15 protein-coding genes are annotated in these 16,511 nt (G+C 63.4%); 7 read left to right on the top strand and 8 right to left on the bottom strand.

The window, feature by feature from the left end; all coding sequences use genetic code 11:
* The 3 genes from ACX3OZ_RS18055 to ade form a co-directional block, all read right to left on the bottom strand.
* Window positions 1–940, bottom strand: a 940-nt coding sequence (locus ACX3OZ_RS18055) for a DUF6538 domain-containing protein (RefSeq protein ID WP_459105111.1), incomplete at its 3' end; no start/stop codon positions are given.
* A 344-nt stretch (window positions 941–1,284) separates the two neighbouring features.
* The gene (locus tag ACX3OZ_RS18050) at window positions 1,285–2,922 is read right to left on the bottom strand and encodes a CocE/NonD family hydrolase (protein WP_459095975.1); all 1,638 of its coding nucleotides are present in this window, start codon (window positions 2,920–2,922) and stop codon (window positions 1,285–1,287) included.
* Window positions 2,923–2,929: 7 nt separating this feature from the next.
* Window positions 2,930–4,666 (bottom strand): adenine deaminase, encoded by a 1,737-nt coding sequence (gene ade, locus ACX3OZ_RS18045; RefSeq protein WP_459095976.1) that lies wholly within the window; start codon window positions 4,664–4,666, stop codon window positions 2,930–2,932.
* Here ade and ACX3OZ_RS18040 point away from each other — a divergent pair.
* Window positions 4,665–4,922, top strand: coding sequence for a hypothetical protein (locus tag ACX3OZ_RS18040; RefSeq protein ID WP_459095977.1), 258 nt, complete (start codon window positions 4,665–4,667; stop codon window positions 4,920–4,922). The genes ade and ACX3OZ_RS18040 overlap by 2 nt on opposite strands.
* Before the next feature lie 4 nt (window positions 4,923–4,926).
* Here the strand turns inward: ACX3OZ_RS18040 and ACX3OZ_RS18035 are convergent, their stop codons facing one another.
* Complete coding sequence (locus tag ACX3OZ_RS18035; protein ID WP_459095978.1) at window positions 4,927–7,095, bottom strand: putative bifunctional diguanylate cyclase/phosphodiesterase; 2,169 nt, start codon at window positions 7,093–7,095, stop codon at window positions 4,927–4,929.
* 272 nt (window positions 7,096–7,367) lie between these two features.
* On the opposite strand from ACX3OZ_RS18035, the gene ACX3OZ_RS18030 reads away from it, so the two are divergent.
* The 3 genes from ACX3OZ_RS18030 (at window position 7,368) to ACX3OZ_RS18020 (ending at window position 10,133) form a co-directional block, all read left to right on the top strand.
* A complete protein-coding gene (locus tag ACX3OZ_RS18030) occupies window positions 7,368–8,414 on the top strand; it encodes an NAD(P)-dependent alcohol dehydrogenase (protein ID WP_459095979.1) in 1,047 nt (348 codons plus the stop codon).
* Window positions 8,415–8,503: 89 nt separating this feature from the next.
* The gene (locus ACX3OZ_RS18025) at window positions 8,504–9,289 is read left to right on the top strand and encodes an SDR family NAD(P)-dependent oxidoreductase (protein WP_459095980.1); all 786 of its coding nucleotides are present in this window, start codon (window positions 8,504–8,506) and stop codon (window positions 9,287–9,289) included.
* A 304-nt stretch (window positions 9,290–9,593) separates the two neighbouring features.
* A complete protein-coding gene (locus ACX3OZ_RS18020; RefSeq protein WP_459105110.1) occupies window positions 9,594–10,133 on the top strand; it encodes an MgtC/SapB family protein in 540 nt (179 codons plus the stop codon).
* A 254-nt stretch (window positions 10,134–10,387) separates the two neighbouring features.
* Here ACX3OZ_RS18020 and ACX3OZ_RS18015 read toward each other — a convergent pair whose 3' ends face one another.
* Window positions 10,388–10,834, bottom strand: coding sequence for an ANTAR domain-containing protein (locus ACX3OZ_RS18015; RefSeq protein ID WP_459105109.1), 447 nt, complete (start codon window positions 10,832–10,834; stop codon window positions 10,388–10,390).
* Between the two features lie 279 nt (window positions 10,835–11,113).
* Here ACX3OZ_RS18015 and ACX3OZ_RS18010 point away from each other — a divergent pair, with 279 nt between their 5' ends.
* Window positions 11,114–11,734: a hypothetical protein gene (locus ACX3OZ_RS18010; protein ID WP_459105108.1), complete on the top strand. Its 621-nt coding sequence runs from the start codon at window positions 11,114–11,116 to the stop codon at window positions 11,732–11,734.
* Complete coding sequence (locus ACX3OZ_RS18005) at window positions 11,635–12,843, top strand: tetratricopeptide repeat protein (protein ID WP_459105107.1); 1,209 nt, start codon at window positions 11,635–11,637, stop codon at window positions 12,841–12,843. Before ACX3OZ_RS18010 ends, ACX3OZ_RS18005 begins: the two co-directional genes overlap by 100 nt.
* Window positions 12,844–12,902: 59 nt before the next feature.
* On the opposite strand, the gene ACX3OZ_RS18000 is transcribed toward ACX3OZ_RS18005, so the two are convergent.
* From ACX3OZ_RS18000 to ACX3OZ_RS17990, 3 genes are read right to left on the bottom strand one after another with little or no spacing between them, the layout of a single operon-like run.
* Window positions 12,903–13,235 (bottom strand): SMR family transporter, encoded by a 333-nt coding sequence (locus tag ACX3OZ_RS18000; protein ID WP_459095984.1) that lies wholly within the window; start codon window positions 13,233–13,235, stop codon window positions 12,903–12,905.
* A gap of 19 nt (window positions 13,236–13,254) precedes the next feature.
* Window positions 13,255–14,544, bottom strand: a complete 1,290-nt coding sequence (murD, locus tag ACX3OZ_RS17995) for a UDP-N-acetylmuramoyl-L-alanine--D-glutamate ligase (RefSeq protein WP_459095985.1) — start codon at window positions 14,542–14,544, stop codon at window positions 13,255–13,257.
* A complete protein-coding gene (locus ACX3OZ_RS17990) occupies window positions 14,534–15,862 on the bottom strand; it encodes a hypothetical protein (protein ID WP_459095986.1) in 1,329 nt (442 codons plus the stop codon). Before ACX3OZ_RS17990 ends, murD begins: the two co-directional genes overlap by 11 nt.
* Before the next feature lie 144 nt (window positions 15,863–16,006).
* Here ACX3OZ_RS17990 and ACX3OZ_RS17985 point away from each other — a divergent pair, with 144 nt between their 5' ends.
* Entirely contained in the window at window positions 16,007–16,429 is a 423-nt protein-coding gene (locus ACX3OZ_RS17985) for a YciI family protein (protein ID WP_459095987.1), read from the top strand.
* The last annotated feature ends 82 nt before the right edge of the window (window positions 16,430–16,511 follow it).

Below are 16,511 nucleotides of genomic sequence, written 5' to 3'. Positions count from 1 at the left end.
TGCGCTTATTGACTGAAGCGGTGGCGTAGCGGCCGCTGTCATACATCTGGTCGCGAAACGATATGATATGCCGGCGCTGCACCAGACCGACATCGCTGACCCCGGCCAGCGCCTGGAACAGGCCAATGGTCTTATCCATGTCGTCCAATTGCTTGCTGGTCGCCGGCTTGTTGGTCCGGATCCGTTCGGCAGCATAAGCGGCGCGGCAATCAGACAAAGATTTCCCGGCGGTCGCCTGTCGGGCGTTGGCCGAGCCCATAATCCGGGCCACCTGCGCATCAGTGCTGCTGGCGATCTCGGCCTGCCACGGGCCAGCCACCGTATCGGGATGGGCATGTTGCACATCCTGACCCAGGCGAAAGCGCAACGCGACATCGAGGAACTTGATCTCAGCGGCCAGGGCGGCAGCCATGAAACGAGCAAAATACGGGTTGGCCTGCGACACTGGCACCCCGAGCCGGCGCATGATCGATTGCACGAAGGCGCAGCGCTCGGTGGCATACTCGCCAACGGTCATCTCCTTGAGCCGGTTGTCGTGCTGGATCAGGGCTGGCGCATCGGGATAGGCCAGACTGAGATCGACTGGCCGCCCGGGCTTGCCGGCGACCGCATGGCCCTTCCGGCCTAGGGTCAGCCCCTTGAGGTCATCTTCGATCAGCGTCGCCTTGAACCATGCGGCCAGTTGTTCCCAATCCGGCCAGGTCCAGCTATCGACATGGATGATCCCGATGGCAAAGCCCTTTTCACGGCGCAGGGCGGCGAACTGGGCGTCGAGGTCGGTGGTGATGCGCGCCGCCGCGGCATAAGCTTCCGAGGCATTGGCGGTGGCCAGGGTGCGCTGAATGCGCTGGATGGGATAAGCGTGCGCCAGATCCCCGGGGATCCGACGGACATATTGCAGCACCGTGCCGCGGCGCACGACGTAAGGCGGGAGTTTCATTTCGTCATCCATGTTATGCACTATGGTGGACAAATGCGCCTGTTACAAGCGCAGCTGCGGCACGCAAAACATTGATGATGACGATGAATGGGTCGGGTCAGAGAATGAAGAAAATATAGCGATATCAGTTGTTTGATGCAATAAAGCGTTGGCCATGTGATGCATTTCGACAGCTGGGTCTCGACCTATTTCTCTGCTTCTGCCTTGTCATGCTTTCTCCCCTTGAGGGAGAAGGTGCCCGAAGGGCGGATGAGGGGTCTCTTGTGTTGGCCTTTGGGCATGGGCTAGCGCAGTACCCCTCACCCTCGAAAATCCGCTGGACGCAGATTTTCTATCCCTCTCCCTCAAGGGGAGAGGGACGCCTCGGCATACGTCGCCAAGTTCACGCCCGTCCCCCCGTAAAAAACCTCCACCTCATTGGCCACCATGCTGGTCCCGGTGCCCACCGGCTCATCCGTCCCCAAATTCCGCGCATAGCGCGGATGTGCCCCGGACGACACTTGCAGCCGCAGCCGATGCCCGGCGAGAAAACAATGCGACGCCGCATGCAGCACAAATTCCAGTCGCCAGCACCCATCCGCCTCCACCGGCGTCTCCGGCGTCACCCGGATCAGCCCGTCGCAAATATTGATCGACACCCCATCGGTCCCCACATCACACAGCCGCAGGAAAAAATCGGCGTGTTTGATACTGGCTCTTGCCCGCAAACTCACCTGCGTCTGCCCCAGAATGATGAGGTTTTCCGCCAGCGGCTCCGATGAATAGAGCAGCACATCCGCCCGGCTTTCGCGCGGCGCATTGTCGACCGGCCCAGCCCCGGTAAAGGCAAACATATTGCCCCCGATATTGGGCGTCGGATCGGCTGGGTCATAGCGATAGCGGTCGCTGCCCTCCGAAAACCCCTCCCGCCTCAGCCGCCCACCCGCGCCAATGCCCCAGCTCTGCATCACCGGCGGCGCCGGCGGATAGGCGTCAAACTCGCGCCATTCATCCAGCCCCGAAATATGAAGCCGCACCGGCTTCTCCCGCAGCCCGGACGGGTCGCCCAGCAGCTTGGCCCGCATCCAATGCAGGGTTTCGCGCATGCTCTCGGCTTGCAGATCATTGGCGATATGGGTCCATGGCCCCACCGTCAGATAGGGCTGGTGCCCAAACGACACCAGGCTCTGATAATCGCGCAGTAGCTGGTCGAGCATGAAATCATGCCAGCCGGAAATGAAGTGGTTGGGCGGAGTATGTGGCCCCAGCCGGTGGCGATGGTCGAGTTCCCGCCAGAAGGCGTCATTGCCGATGGCGACGTCGAACCAGTGCTGCCAGAATTTGACGTCATGGCCCACCGCAACATTGTCGGCATGTTGCAACGGCAGCGTCATGGCGGCGCGGGCGGTGCGTTTTTCCACCCCGCCGGAAAACATGCTGCCGGTCATCTGCAATGGGTTGCCGCGCAGGCCCTCGATCACCTGCACCCAGCTCAGCCACAGCCCGAGATGGAAGGCCCCAGCGGGAAACACCACCGAGCGAAATTCGGCGCTGGTGACCTTGGTCGCCATTGCCGACACCGCCGGCAGGGCGTCGCAAATCGCCCATTGCGCATAGCCGAGATAAGACGGCCCCGAGAGCCCAAGCCGCCCGTCATACCAATCCTGCGCCGCGATCCAGCGCAAAGTGGCCAGCCCATCGCCGCGCTCATTGACCAGCGGATCGAACTCGCCGCCGGATTTTTCGGTGCCCCGGCAGGCTTGCAGCACCACATGAAAGCCACGCTCGGCATAGCATTCGGCCACCGTGCCAAAACCCTGCCGCCCATAGGGCAGCCGCATCAATATCGTCGGATGCGGCCCCGGTGCTTTCGGCGAATACACATCGGTCATCAGCGTCACGCCGTCATCCATCGGCAAGGCGATGTCGCGCCGGCGGTTGGCGCCGGATAGGCGCGGCGGCAGTCCATATAGTCGGGCGAGGATCAGACTGCCGATGCCCATTTCTGGCTCACTCCACGAAGTCGAACTTGTCCACGTCGAACAGCCCGCGATCGGTCATCTTGAGATGCGGGATCACCGGCAAGGCCAGAAACGCCACCTGCAAAAACGGCTCCGGCAACACGCAATCCAGCGCATAGGCGGCGTCACGCAGCGCATGCAGATCATGCGTCACCTCCTCGAACGGCTTGGGGCTCATCAGCCCCGCAATCGGCAGCGCCAGTTCGGCCGTCACCCTGCCGCCATCGGACACGACAAAGCCGCCACGCAGCTCGATCAGCCGGTTTACCGCCACCGCCATGTCTTCGTCGGTGGCGCCGATCACCGTGATATTGTGGCTGTCATGGCCCACCGAAGAAGCGATGGCGCCACGTTTGAGGCCAAAGCCGCGCACGAAGCCGCGCCCGATATTGCCATTCTTGCCGTGCCGCTCGATCACCGCGACCTTGAGCACATCGGCCTCGAGATCGGGCATGGTGCCCTTGTCGCCCACCGGCAGGGTGGCGCTGTCGCGGAAGGTCAGGATCAAGCCGGGTTTGACGCCGATCACCGGGGTCTGGTTCTGGTCGGCGCGCGGCGCGACGATGAAGTCATCCGCCGTCACCTTGTTGGCCTTCATCGAGTCGAGGCCCACCGTGGCGACCGGCTGCCGCGCCGCAAACAGCTCCGGCCCCACCAGCCGCCCGCCAGTGATGACATCGCTGACGCGGCAATCTTCCAGACTATCGAGCAGCGCAATATCGGCGCGCCAGCCGGGGGCCACCAGCCCGCGGTCGCGCAGCCCGAAAATCCGCGCGGCCGAGTGGCTGGCGGCGCGATAGACGTGATGCAGCGGCCGCCCCATGGCGATCAGCCGGCGAATGGAGCTATCCAAGTGCCCTTCCTCGGCGATATCGAGCGGATTGCGGTCATCGGTACACAGCGCGACGAAGCTGGAGGTGTTTTCGTCCAGCACTTCGGCCAGCGCCTTGAGGTCTTTTGACACCGAGCCTTCGCGAATGAGAATGGCCATGCCCTTGCTCAGCTTTTCGCGGGCTTCAGCGGCGCTGGTGGCTTCATGGTCGGTGCGGATGGCGGCGGCGAGATAGCCATTGAGCGCGGTGCCACTCAGCAACGGCGCGTGGCCATCGATATGGCCATCCTGAAACGCCACCAGCTTGGCGATAATGCCTGGATCAGCATGCAGCACGCCGGGGAAATTCATCATTTCCGCCAGCCCGATCACCTTGGGATGGCTGCGGAACGGCTGCAAATCCTCGATTTCCAGCGCCGCGCCCGAGGTTTCAAACCCCGTCGCCGGCACACAGGACGACAGGTTCACCCGCACATCCATCACCGTCTGCTCGGCGCAATCGAGGAAATATTTGATCCCCTCGGCGCCCAGCACATTGGCGATTTCATGCGGATCGCAGATTACCGTGGTCACGCCATGCGGCAGCACGCAGCGGTCGAACTCGAACGGCGTCACCAAGGACGATTCAATATGCAGATGCGTATCGATAAAGCCGGGCACGGCGAAGCGCCCCTTGCCATCGATCACCGTCTTGCCCTCGTAACGCGCATGGGTGCCGACAATCCGGTCGCCGACAATGGCGATATCGGTGGTGGTCACCGCCCCGGTGATCACGTCGAGCAATTGCACATTGGTGATGACCAGATCGGCCTTTTCCTTGCCCTGTCCGGCCATGATCATGCTTGTGAGGGTCGCGGCAGTAAGGGTCATCGAGCGGTCCTGAGGTTTGGTCATGACCGAGACTCGGCTGGCCGCCGCGCCGCGTCAAGAGGCGGCAGGGAACCGCGATGGCGTGGCGCACGTTGGCCCTGACATTGCAAAGGAACGCGTCATGAAAACCTATGATCCGCACAGGAGCACGACCGATGTCCGTCAGGGCAATGCGCGCCGGATGAATTTGCGCGTGCTGGTGCTGTCGACGCTCGGCATCGTCGTGCTCTTCGCCATCATCTATCTGATCTATACGCTGACCCAGTCCAACCCGAGCTAAGGGCTCACGCCGCCTTGGTGCGGCGGCGGCGCTCGGGGCTGTTGGCGGTGTCGGCGAAAATGGTCTGGATCGCGCCGGCGGGAACGCCGCCCGAGAACAGGAAGCCCTGCAGGATATTGCAGCCGAGCTGGCCGAGAATATCGGCCTGATCCTCGGTCTCCACCCCTTCGGCAGTCACCTCGATATCCATGGCATGGGCCAGGGTGACGATCGCCTGGGTGATCGGCACCGAGACATGCCCCTCGGCGAGCTGGCAGACAAAGGAGCGGTCAATCTTGATGCGGTCGACCGGATAGCGCTTGAGATAGCTCAGCGAGGAATAGCCGGTGCCGAAATCATCCAGCGCGATATGGATCCCCGCCGCGCGGAAGGTGCGCAGATTGCCGGCCGAAACATGCTCGTCATCGAGCAGGATCGACTCGGTGATTTCCAGCTCCAGATCCACCGGCCGCATCCCGGTCTGGTGCAGAATGTCGAACACCAGCATGGAAAAATCGGGATTGCGCAATTGGGTCGGCGAGATGTTGACGGCGATAGTGCGGCCGGGGGCCGTGGCGCCCAGCTCGCAGGCGCTGCGCAACACCGCCTCGCCCAGCGCTTCGATCAGCCCGGTATTCTCGGCCACCGGAATAAACCGGGCCGGTGAAATCTGCCCGAATTTGGGGTGGTTCCAGCGCGCCAGCGCCTCGGCGCCGATCACCTTGCGGCTGGTCTGGTCGATCAGCGGCTGGAACGCCACCCAGAGCTGGTCATTGCGCTGCAGCGCCAGCCGCAGCTCGCCCTCGATGGTGTGCTGCAGCTGCAGCAGCTCGTTCATATGCTCCTCATAGACCACGGCGCGATTGCGCCCGCTGGCCTTGGCCTCGTAGAGCGCGATATCGGCCTTGCGCACCAGTTCGCGCGGCTCGGCGGTGCCGGCCTTGTGGACGATGCCGATACTGGCGCCGACATGGGCCTTGAAATGGTTGAGCTCAAACGGCTGGCCCACCGCCTCGATGATGCGGCTGGCCAGGGCCGCCACGTCCTGGGGGGCGTCATGGGTGGTGGTCAGGATCGCGAATTCATCGCCGCCGAGCCGGGCCAGCATCATCTCCTGGCCGACAATATTGCGGATGCGCTGCCCGACGGCGCAGATCAGCTCATCACCGGCCTGATGGCCCAGCGTGTCATTGACCTGCTTGAAGCGGTCGAGATCCAGCATCAGCAAGGCGCAATGGGCGCTGCCGTCCTGCTGGTCGGTCAGCACCCGGGCGAGATGCAGGTCAAAGCTCATGCGGTTGGGCAGGCCGGTCAGCCGGTCATGCGCCGCCTGATATTCGGCATGCTGGCGTCCCGCCGTCAGCGCAGCGGCGGAGCGGCGCAATTGCTGCAGCAGCAGAAACACCAGGATAGAGCCGACAATGAAGGCGGCGACCAGCGCCGGGCCGGTCTGGCGTAGCAGCATCAGGCCGGGGCGGTCGTGGTCCCATTCGAAAAAGGCAATGAAGCGCCCGCCCGAGTTGAGAATGGGGTGGGTGGCGCGATCGGCGCCGCTGCTGCGGACCAGGCTGAACGCGCCGTTCTCGAACAGATATTCGCGGCTGAACTGGGCGGCGGCCTCGGCATCGAGAAATTGCACCACCGCAAGCAATGGCTCGGTGCCGGGCTCCTGCACTACCGCGCCGGTGTTGGACATGATGGTCATCACGCTGACAATGGCGGGAATGCCTTCCACCACGGCAAAATCGGACAGCGATTGCGGTGCCGGAACAGCGCCGGGCGCCACCCTGGCGGGGGGACGGGCGCGCAGCTGGTTGACCAGCGCCTGGATCGGGCTGGCAATCTGGTGGTAGCCGGCGAGATCGACGGCGACGCCATCCTGCATCAGGTAAAGCGGCTGCGCCGTCGCATCGAGCACCACCGACCGGTTATGCTCGAAGAAATCATACATCCACCGGCCCAGATTTTCGTCGACCCAGTTATAGTTGAACATCAGCCTGGTATTGACCACCGCGGTGTCGCGATAGGCCACGCTTTCCAGCTCATGTTCGATACGGGCGCGGCGGGCCTCGATAAGCTGCTCGAACATGGCGCTTTGCCGCTCGAGCGCGCGCTGGTCGATATTGGCGGTCGACCACAAGACAAAGCCGAGCACCGCCGAAGCCGTAATGACCAACGCGAGAATGACGGGCAACAGAACTGCTGCAGAGAACTGCCAGCGTTCGCGTGTCGAGGTCTTTGGCTGCATCAGCGGACCGGTTGGAACCATACGTCAGCGACCATACAATGCGTAAAATTGCGGACTGGTTACCAAGCTTTGGGCTAATTCGCCGGGAAGGCCGACAAACAGCGCCCGCAGCCGGGCCGGAAAAGCCTGAATCCTGCCTTGCTGCGCTGATTGGCTGGGTTACACTTGCCCAATAGCTGGGCGGCTGCCCAGTGCTTCAGGCCTCAAGAGGATGTTCCATGACCAAAGTCCGCGCCCTTGTTCTCGAACGCCAGCACGAGCTGGCCCTGCGCGATATCGAGCTGCCGCTCGAGGTCGGACCGGGCATGGTCAAGATCGCTATCCACACTGTGGGCGTCTGCGGTTCGGACGTGCATTATTACACCCATGGCAAAATCGGCCCCTTCGTGGTCAACGCGCCGATGGTGCTGGGCCATGAAGCCGCCGGCACGGTCACCGAAATCGGCGCCGGGGTGACCCATCTCAAAATCGGCGACCGGGTCTGCATGGAGCCGGGCATTCCCGACCCCAATTCGCGGGCCAGCCGGCTCGGCATGTATAATGTCGATCCGGCGGTAAGCTTCTGGGCCACGCCGCCGATCCATGGCGTGCTCACGCCCGAAGTGGTGCATCCGGCCAACTACACCTTCAAGCTGCCCGACAATGTGAGCTTTGCCGAAGGCGCCATGGTCGAACCCTTCGCCGTGGGCATGCAGGCGGCCAGCAAGGCCCGCATCATGCCCGGCGATACGGCCGTGGTGCTGGGGGCAGGACCAATCGGCACCATGGTGGCGCTGGCGGCCTTGGCCGGCGGCTGCGCCAGGGTGATCGTCGCCGATCTGGCCCAGCCCAAGCTCGATATCGCCGCGCAATATCAGGGCATCATCCCGGTCAATATTCGCGACAACAACATCGTTGCCGAAGTGGCCCGGCTCACCGAGGGGTGGGGCGCCGATGTGGTGTTTGAATGCTCCGGCTCGCCGCACGCCTGGAAAACCATCATGGAGCTGCCGCGCCCCGGCGGCGCCATCGTCGTGGTCGGCCTGCCGGTCGAGCCGGTGGCCGTCGATATCGCTGGCGCCTCGGTCAAGGAACTGCGCATCGAAAATGTCTTCCGCTATGCCCACCAATATGACCGCGCCATCGCCCTGATCGCCTCGGGCAAGGTCGACCTCAAGCCGCTGATCTCCGAGACCTTTGCCTTCGAAGACGCGGTTCTGGCCTTCGACCGCGCCGTGGAAGCAAGGCCCACCGACGTAAAGCTGCAAATCCGGGTGGCCAAGTAAGAGGCACTCTCGGCTCCATCACCTTCTCCCCTCGTGGGAGAAGGTGCCCGAAGGGCGGATGAGGGGGCCTTCAATCCAAGGAGCCAAGCATGGACTTGAACTTGCGCGACAAAATCGCCGTCATCACCGGCGGCACCACCGGGATCGGCCTGGCGATAGCCGAGGGACTGGCCGCCGAGGGCGCCAACCTCGTGCTGGTTGGCCGCAACCAGGAGCGCGGTGACGATGCAGCGGCGCAGGTGGCCGACAAATTCGGCATCATCGCCACCGCCATTGCCGCTGACATCGCCACCGCCGCCGGCTGCGACGCCGTCATTGCCGGCACGCACAAGGCCTTTGGCGGGGGCGATATTCTCATCAACAATGCCGGTACCGGGTCGAACGAAACCATCGCCGAAGCCGACGACGCCAAATGGCAATATTACTGGGATCTGCATGTGATGGCCGCGGTGCGGCTGGCGCGCGGCCTGATGCCGGCCATGAAGACGCGGGGCGGCGGGGTGATCCTGCACAATGCCTCGATCTGCGCCGTGCAGCCGCTGTGGTACGAGCCGATCTACAACACCACCAAAGCGGCGCTGATGATGTTTTCCAAGACGCTGGCCAATGAGGTGGTGGGCGACAATATTCGCGTCAACACCATCAATCCCGGCCTGATCCTCACCGGCGACTGGATCAAGACCGCCAAGGAAATTGCCGGCGAAGCCGGTTGGAAAGCCCATCTGCAAGCCGTCGCCGACGAAGCCGGCGGCATGAAGCGCTTCGCCACGCCGGAGGAGCTGGCGAATTTCTTCGTCTTCATGTGTTCGGACAAAGCCAGCTATTCCACCGGCTCAACCTATTTCGTCGACGGCGGCTGGCTCAAGACAGTGTAAATCCGGGCTAACCCCCGCCGTTCCCCCCACCCCCGATGTCATCCCGGCCTTGAGCCGGGACCCATCCTGAGATTTCTCCTCTGGCGGCATGAAGCTATCAGCTCTTTCCCTCCCTCCCCCTTGAGGGGAGGGCCGGGGAGGGGGTCGCCTTGTGGCAAACTGCACGACCCCCTCCCTCAATCCCTCCCCTCAAGGGGGAGGGAGGCGAAGGAACCGATACACCGATGCAAGCACGCACCCCCCATTGGAACAAACCCAACCCCACGGGGTTGTGCCCACAGCGTCACAAACTCCGGACCCCATCATGGATGTCGGCAACGAATTCGGCTTCGTCCAGACCTATCTGCCCCAGCACATCATCGCCATCCGCCTGCTGATTGCGGCGGTGCTGGGGGCGATGATCGGCTTCGAACGGGAATGGCACACGGCCGAGGCCGGGCTGCGCACCCATATTCTGGTGTCGGTGGCAGCGGCGCTGTTCACCATCCTGGCCTTCGAGATTTTCCACACCATCGAGCCCGATAGCGGTGGCTTGCGGGCCGACCCGATCCGCGCCGTCGAGGCGGTCACGGCGGGCATCGCCTTTCTCGGCGCTGGCGCCATCTTCAAGAGCGGCAGCAATGTGCAGGGGCTGACCACCGGCGCCGGCATGTGGCTGGCCGGGGCGGTGGGGCTGGCAACGGCGCTGGGCTATTATCTCGTCGCCTTTGGCGTGGCGCTGCTGGCCGTGACCGTGCTGGCGGCCTTGCGGGTGGTGGCCTTGCGGGTGGTGGCCCACAAATTCATTCGCGGACATGATGACAAGCATCCCGGCACTGAGCGAGGCCGCGGGGAGAAGCAATAGATTGGGGCAGCAGCGCCGAGGGACGAGCGCGCTGCCGATTTGCTTCTCCCCCCGTGCGGACGCGACCAGGAGGTGTCGCGACCGCGCCCTCGCGCCAACGCCCCTTGGAGCGGGGCGGGCGCCCTTCCCGGTCGCGGTGCAAGCGGGCCGGGAAGGTGTGAGTGGCCGGAGGGGTACTTGGGAATGCAGGAGCGGTTCGAAAACCGTTCTGCAGCACCCACCCGGCCGAGGCATGCAACCTGTGGACGCAGGAGCTACATGCCAACCGCATCAAGGCGCTGACTTTGCGCCCAGAAACTGACAATGCCAGCCGCTTCGCGCCGATAGGCGTCGAGATCGGCATGGCGGCAGAACACCGCTGCGGCGCCGCTGTCATGCAGGGCGTCGCGGGCCCGTGGCCCGAGCGGTGGTGCCATCACCACGACCGGCACGCCCTTCTGGCGGGCCAGTGGCTGGATGGCAGCGATGAATTCGAGCGTAGCGCTGCTATGCGCCTTGAGATCGACGATCAGCAGGCTGGGCCAGTTGGCGGCCGGATTGCCCAGCACCGTGCGGAGCATGGTGGCGCCATCATGGCCGTCGCCGTACCATGCGATAGCGGGCGAGCCCTGGCCGAGCAGCATGCGCGTCAGCAGCTGCGCCGAATGCTGGTCATCATCCACAAGTGCCACGAAGGGCAGGTTTTCCACATAATCGTTCAATACGCACCTCGTTGCGCCGGACGCCCCGGAGCAATGTCGTTTAAGCAAATATTCGCCGGCACCGCGGCGGGCGGCGGGCGTTAGCATTCGAAACTAGGTGGTCAAAGCGTTTCGGTCGGGGCCTAGCCAACCGGAAACTATGCGGCGTGATAACGTCGACAGCCCGCGTATGCTGCACCGTGAAGCGGTGGAAAAGGCAAAATCAGGTTACGCCGGTGTAACACGCGCTTGCGTTTTACATGTAACGAGTCACTATGAATGCCTAACCGGGAGGCGTGGTTGTCCGATCCTGCGCCGCAACGCGAAGCGATCCTGACTGCTCTTGAGCGGCTGCTCGCGTGGCCAGAGATTTCACGCTCGCCGCAGCTTGGCCGGTTTCTCGACTATATCGTGCGCCGCACGCTGGATGGTGATGAACAGGCCATCAAGGCCTATTCCATTGCGGTGGATGTGTTCGGCCGCGCCGTTGATTTCGATCCGCAGGCCGACCCGATCGTGCGCGTGCAGGCGCGGCGTCTGCGCAGTCTGCTCGATGATTATTATCTCGGCTCTGGCATGGGTGAACTCGTCCGCATCCAGTTGCCGGTCGGGCGCTATATTCCCGAATTCGTCGCCGGCCGGGGTGGCGTCGCGCCGCCACCAGCGAGCCCGCCACCGGCTGTGGCGCGCACGCGGCCGGCCCGGGGGCGTCGGCTGCCGCCAACCTGGTTTGTGCTGGCGGGGATAGCGCTGCTGGTGGCGCTGGCCGCCTATGCGCTTTCTGCCTGGGGGCGCGGCTGGAAGCCCAGTCGCTGGCCGAGATGCTGCAGCGACCCAGCATTACCATTGTCGAGTTTCAAAATCTGGCCGGCGCGGCCAGCGTCGCGCCACCGGTGGCGGGGCTGGCCATCGAATTGGTGACCGACCTCGAACAGTTCGGCGATCTCGGGGTGCGCTATGGCGGTGGTGGCGGGGGTGGCGGCAATATCGTGGTCGCCGGCCTGCCGACCAGCGATTACGTGCTGACCGGCATTGTCCGCCCCGAAGGCGACGTCGTGCAATATAGCGCCATTCTCACCGACAGCGTGACCAGCACGGTGGTGTGGAGCCACACGCTGGCCGTGCCCGCCACCGAGGCCGCCGCGCCCGGCGTGCTCGACAGGGTTTCGAAATCGCTGAGCCTGGTGCTGGGCAGTCCGCGCGGGCCGTTGCATGTCCGGGCGCGGCAGTGGCTGACCGCTGGCGTCCTCCCCGATGGCCGGCTCAATCTTTATCTGTGTCGTATGCTGTTCGATCTATACCGCGAAACCGGCGGGGCGGCGGAGGCCGAGCGGGCCAGCGCCTGTTTCGCCGCGTTGCCGGAGGATGACCGACAGAACGCCATGGCGCTGGCCGCCTCGGCCAGCCTGCTGGCCGAACACCCGTCCGCCGACGCGTCGCCGGCCGAACGGCTGCAATTGGCCACCATCAGCCTCGAGCAGGCCATCGGGCTCAATCCGATCAGCGCTTTCGTCTGGGAGCAGCAGGGCCGGCTGCATGACGCGCAACATGACCGCATCCGGGCTCGCGTCGATTTCAGTTCATCGGTGCAACTCAATCCAGCCAATGCCGACGCGCTGGCCGCCTATGCGCGGCTGCTGGCGTTCGAGGGCAATCTCAGCGAGGCCGAAGCCATGGCGCGCGACGCCGCCGAACAGTCGCCCAGCCCGCCGCCCTGGTACCAAGGCGTACCGACGCTGCTGGCCTTGCGCGATGGCGATTTCGCCAGCGCCATCGAACGGGCCGAACTCTACGCTCTCGCCGATCGCGAATTGGGGCCGGTGCTGGCCATCATGGCCGGGCAGGGCGCTGGCGACAGCGCCGTGGTCAATCGCTACCTGCCGCAGGTATTGGATGTAGCGAGCTTCCGCGCCAGGGGCGTGCTGCCGCGTTTGCGCGAACGCATCGGCGATAATGTCCTGATCGAAGCGATCCGCGAGGCGCTGCTCGCGGCCGGTGTCCCCCAGGCGGCGCTGACCGAGACGTTTTAGCAAGAAAACCGCCAGCATGCTGACAGCAAACCACCAGCATGCTGGCAGAAAACTGCCAGCTAATGGGCCGATGCTTGCGAGAATAAATTGATCACGAGCACCCCGGCGAGGATCAATCCGATGCCGATCAGCGCCGGCAGGTCCAGCGTCTGGCCATAGACGAAATAGGCGATGATCGAGACCAAGACGATGCCGACACCCGACCAGATGGCGTAGCCAATACCCACCGGAATGGTCTGCAGCGCCAGCGAAAAGAAGTAAAACGTCACGCTATAACCGACGACCACCACGATCGACGGGACCAATTGGGTGAAGCCGGCCGAGGCGCGCAGGAACGAGGTGGCAATCACCTCGCCGACAATGGCGATGAGCAGATAGATGGCGCCGTTCATGAGCTATCCTATTGGCCTGTCAGCCGAAAATATCCTGCGCCAGGGCAATGAAACGCGCCCCGCGCTCCTCGAAATTCTTGAATTGATTATAAGACGGCGCCCCCGGCGAGAGGATCACCGCATCAAAATTCTGCCGCTGGCCATGCAAAGCCCGCATCGCCGTTTCGAGATCCGGCGCTTCCAGCACCGCAATTTGCGGCGCAACCGCACGGGTCGCCTCGGCCAGCCGGTCACCGGTCACCGGCAGGCAGGCCAGCGTGGTAACCCCATAGCCCGTCAGCAGATTTGCCAGTTCAGCATAATCCTGCTGCCGCTCATGCCCACCCGCAATCAGTGCCAACCGCTGCCCCCGATACGCCGCCAAAGCTGCCTTGGTCGCCTCGGGAGTGGTGGAGATTGAGTCATCGACAAACAGCACGCCGCCAATGGGATGCTCCTCCAGCCGGTGCGGCAGCGGCATGAAGGCGGCGATGCCGCGCAAAATCCCCTCCAGCGTACCGCCCGCCGCCAATGCGATTTCGGCGGCGAGGTGGCAATTATCGAGGTTATGCAAGCCTTTAAGGCGTGATCTGGCTGCAGCTTTGTCGATAGTGGCGCGTTCGTCATCGGTCAGCGCGCGGACCAGTCGGCTTGGGTCGCGCAGCGCCTGAGCCACCAGCGCATTGTTCTTGGCCGCTGCGCCCAGCGCCACCGGAAAGCCGCCCTCGCGGTCGATCAGATGCAGCTTGTCGTGGAAATAACGCTCCACATTGCCGTGCCAATCGACATGCTCGGGGAACAGATTGGTCAGCGCCGCGAGATCGGGCTGCAAAATCATGTCGGCGGTCTGGTAGCTGGAAAGCTCAAATATTACAATTGGATAGCGATCAGCGATATCGAGCGGCGCCAGCCCGACATTGCCGGCCAGCCCGGCATCAATGCCCGATTGCGTCAGCATCAGATGCACCAAAGTGGCGGTGGTCGATTTGCCCTTGGTGCCGGTGATGGCGATGACCTGGCGCCCATCCTGATAGGCGCTGCTCCACAGATTGAGGTTGGAGGTCACCGGAATACCGGCATCGCGTGCAAGCGCGAAGACCGGCTTATAGCGCGACACACCGGGACTTTTGACAATCAAACCAAAGCGATGCGCCGTGATGGCGGCGGGCAAGTCTTCTGGGGCAATCGCCTCAGTCTCATCGATATCGGCGCTGCCGCTATCGACGGTGACGAACACCTTTAGCTCTGGCTGCCGCGCCTTGAGAAAAGCCCGCGTCGACACCGCCTCGCGGCCGGCGCCATAGAGCAGAACCGGTTCTTCAAACCGCATAGGCGGCCACCCGTGCGGCCAGTGCCGGCGGAATATGGTGATCATGGCTGTCGGTCAGGCATTCGGCCATCGCCAGCTGCAGTTTGGGCTCGCCATACTGGGCGAACAAATCCGCCTTGACCGCCCGCACCACCGCCGCTTCGTGCCAATCCGCATGGCGGGTCAGGGTATAAAGACAGGCGGCCGCTTCGAGGATTTCGCCGACACATTCCCAGGGTTTTTGCCCGGCCAGCCCGGCCAGTTCGCGGAACGAGCCTTCATTGGCGGGGTTGTCGAGCAGGTCCTTGCCGAAGATCGACAGCAAGCGATCCTTGGCCATGAAGGGCGCAAAAATCAGGAAGACGAAATGGCATTTCGGACAGTCGCCGCACCACAGATGCCCGTCATGCCCGGCCAACCGAAAATTGCGGTTGCAGCTCGAAAACACGTGGTCGAACTTGGTTTCGTGGGTGAAGAGCGAGGCGATGCGGGCCTCGGAATAGGGCCGCAACAGGCTGAAATACTTCAGCGATCCGCCGGTGGCGTCGCTCAGAATGGCGGCGATCAGCAGCTCGAAACCCAGCGATTTGGAATATTGGTGATTGGTCTCGCGGCCATCGAATTCGACATTGCCCTCGCTGGCCGAGCGCTCATTGCTGAGCACGATCTGGTTGTAGCCATAGAGCAGGGCGCAGAGCGCGGCGATCATCGAGTTGATCGCCGTCGAGGGCACGTGGCCGTTGTAATAGCCCGGCTCTTGGCCCAGCCGGATCATCTCGGCGTCGAGGGTGCGGGTGACATAGACCGGCTCGATGCCGATGGTGGCGACCGAGGTCAGGATCGGCCCTTTGGGATTGACCGCAAAGGGGGTGAAATCCACCCCGGTGTGGCTGAGCAGATCGACGCTGACCAGCGAATCCTTGCCGCCGCCAATCGGCAGCAGCGTACGGTTGGGCAGGGGCACGGCGGGCAAAGTCGCGGTATCGTCCGGTGCTGCAATGGACAGCTTGCCGAAGCGCAGCAGATTGTTGCGGGCGTAGAATTCGCCGAGCCCGTTTTCGTAGACGTCGATGGCAAAGGCCCGTTCAGCCTCGCTCAGCGGAATGTCCGGGGCGGCGATGACGAAGGGCGCCTTGAGTTTGAAATAGCTGACGCCGAGCACGATGGCGGTCAGATCAAGCAGCTTGCGAAACCCCAGACTGTCGGCAGCAGCCAGATCGGCGCCGGCCGGCAGGTTCAGCGTTTCAACAAAATGCAGGCCGTCCAAACCGTAGCCGAAGCGGGCTATGCCCGTCGCCGGATCGAATTGGGGGCGCTCGATGAGAAATTGTTCGGTCAAGGCAGGGGGCACTCGCGGGTTGACTGATCATATAGGTGATTTGCGGCCGTGGCGGGAGTGGGGCAGTTTGTTGTGTCGAATTGAGGCCAGTTCGCTCGTCGGGAGGGTAAGGGGCAAGCGGCCCCGCAACAAGGAGAGATCAAGATGCGTGTCATGGTATTGGTCAAGGCGAGCGAGGACAGCGAAGTCGGTGTGTTGCCGACGACCGAGATGCTCGAATCCATGGGCAAATTCAACGAGGAACTGGTCGATGCCGGCATCATGCTGGCCGGCGACGGGCTGCGCCCCTCCAGTCAGGGCAAGCGCATTGGCTTTGACGGCGCCAAGCGCATCGTCATCGACGGCCCGTTTACCGAAACCAAGGAATTGGTGGCCGGCTATTGGATCTGGGAGGTGCGCGACATGGACGAGGCCGTCGCCTGGGCCAAGCGTTGCCCCAATCCGATGCCCGGCTATAGCGAACTCGAAATCCGCCCGTTTTACGAAATGGGTGATTTCGGGGAGGCGCTAACGCCGGAAGTCGAAGCGCTGCACAACCGCACGCGGGAGAAAACTGCTGGGCGGTGATTGGCGCGTCTTGCGGTATTGCCCCACCCACGATGTCACCCCGGCCTTGAGCCGGGGCCCATCCTGAGATCTCGAGATGGAT

It is taken from the genome of Devosia sp. A369 (assembly GCF_054489345.1).
The sequence above is the reverse complement of the archived record's forward strand: the minus strand, read 5'-3'. Positions and strand labels throughout refer to the sequence as shown.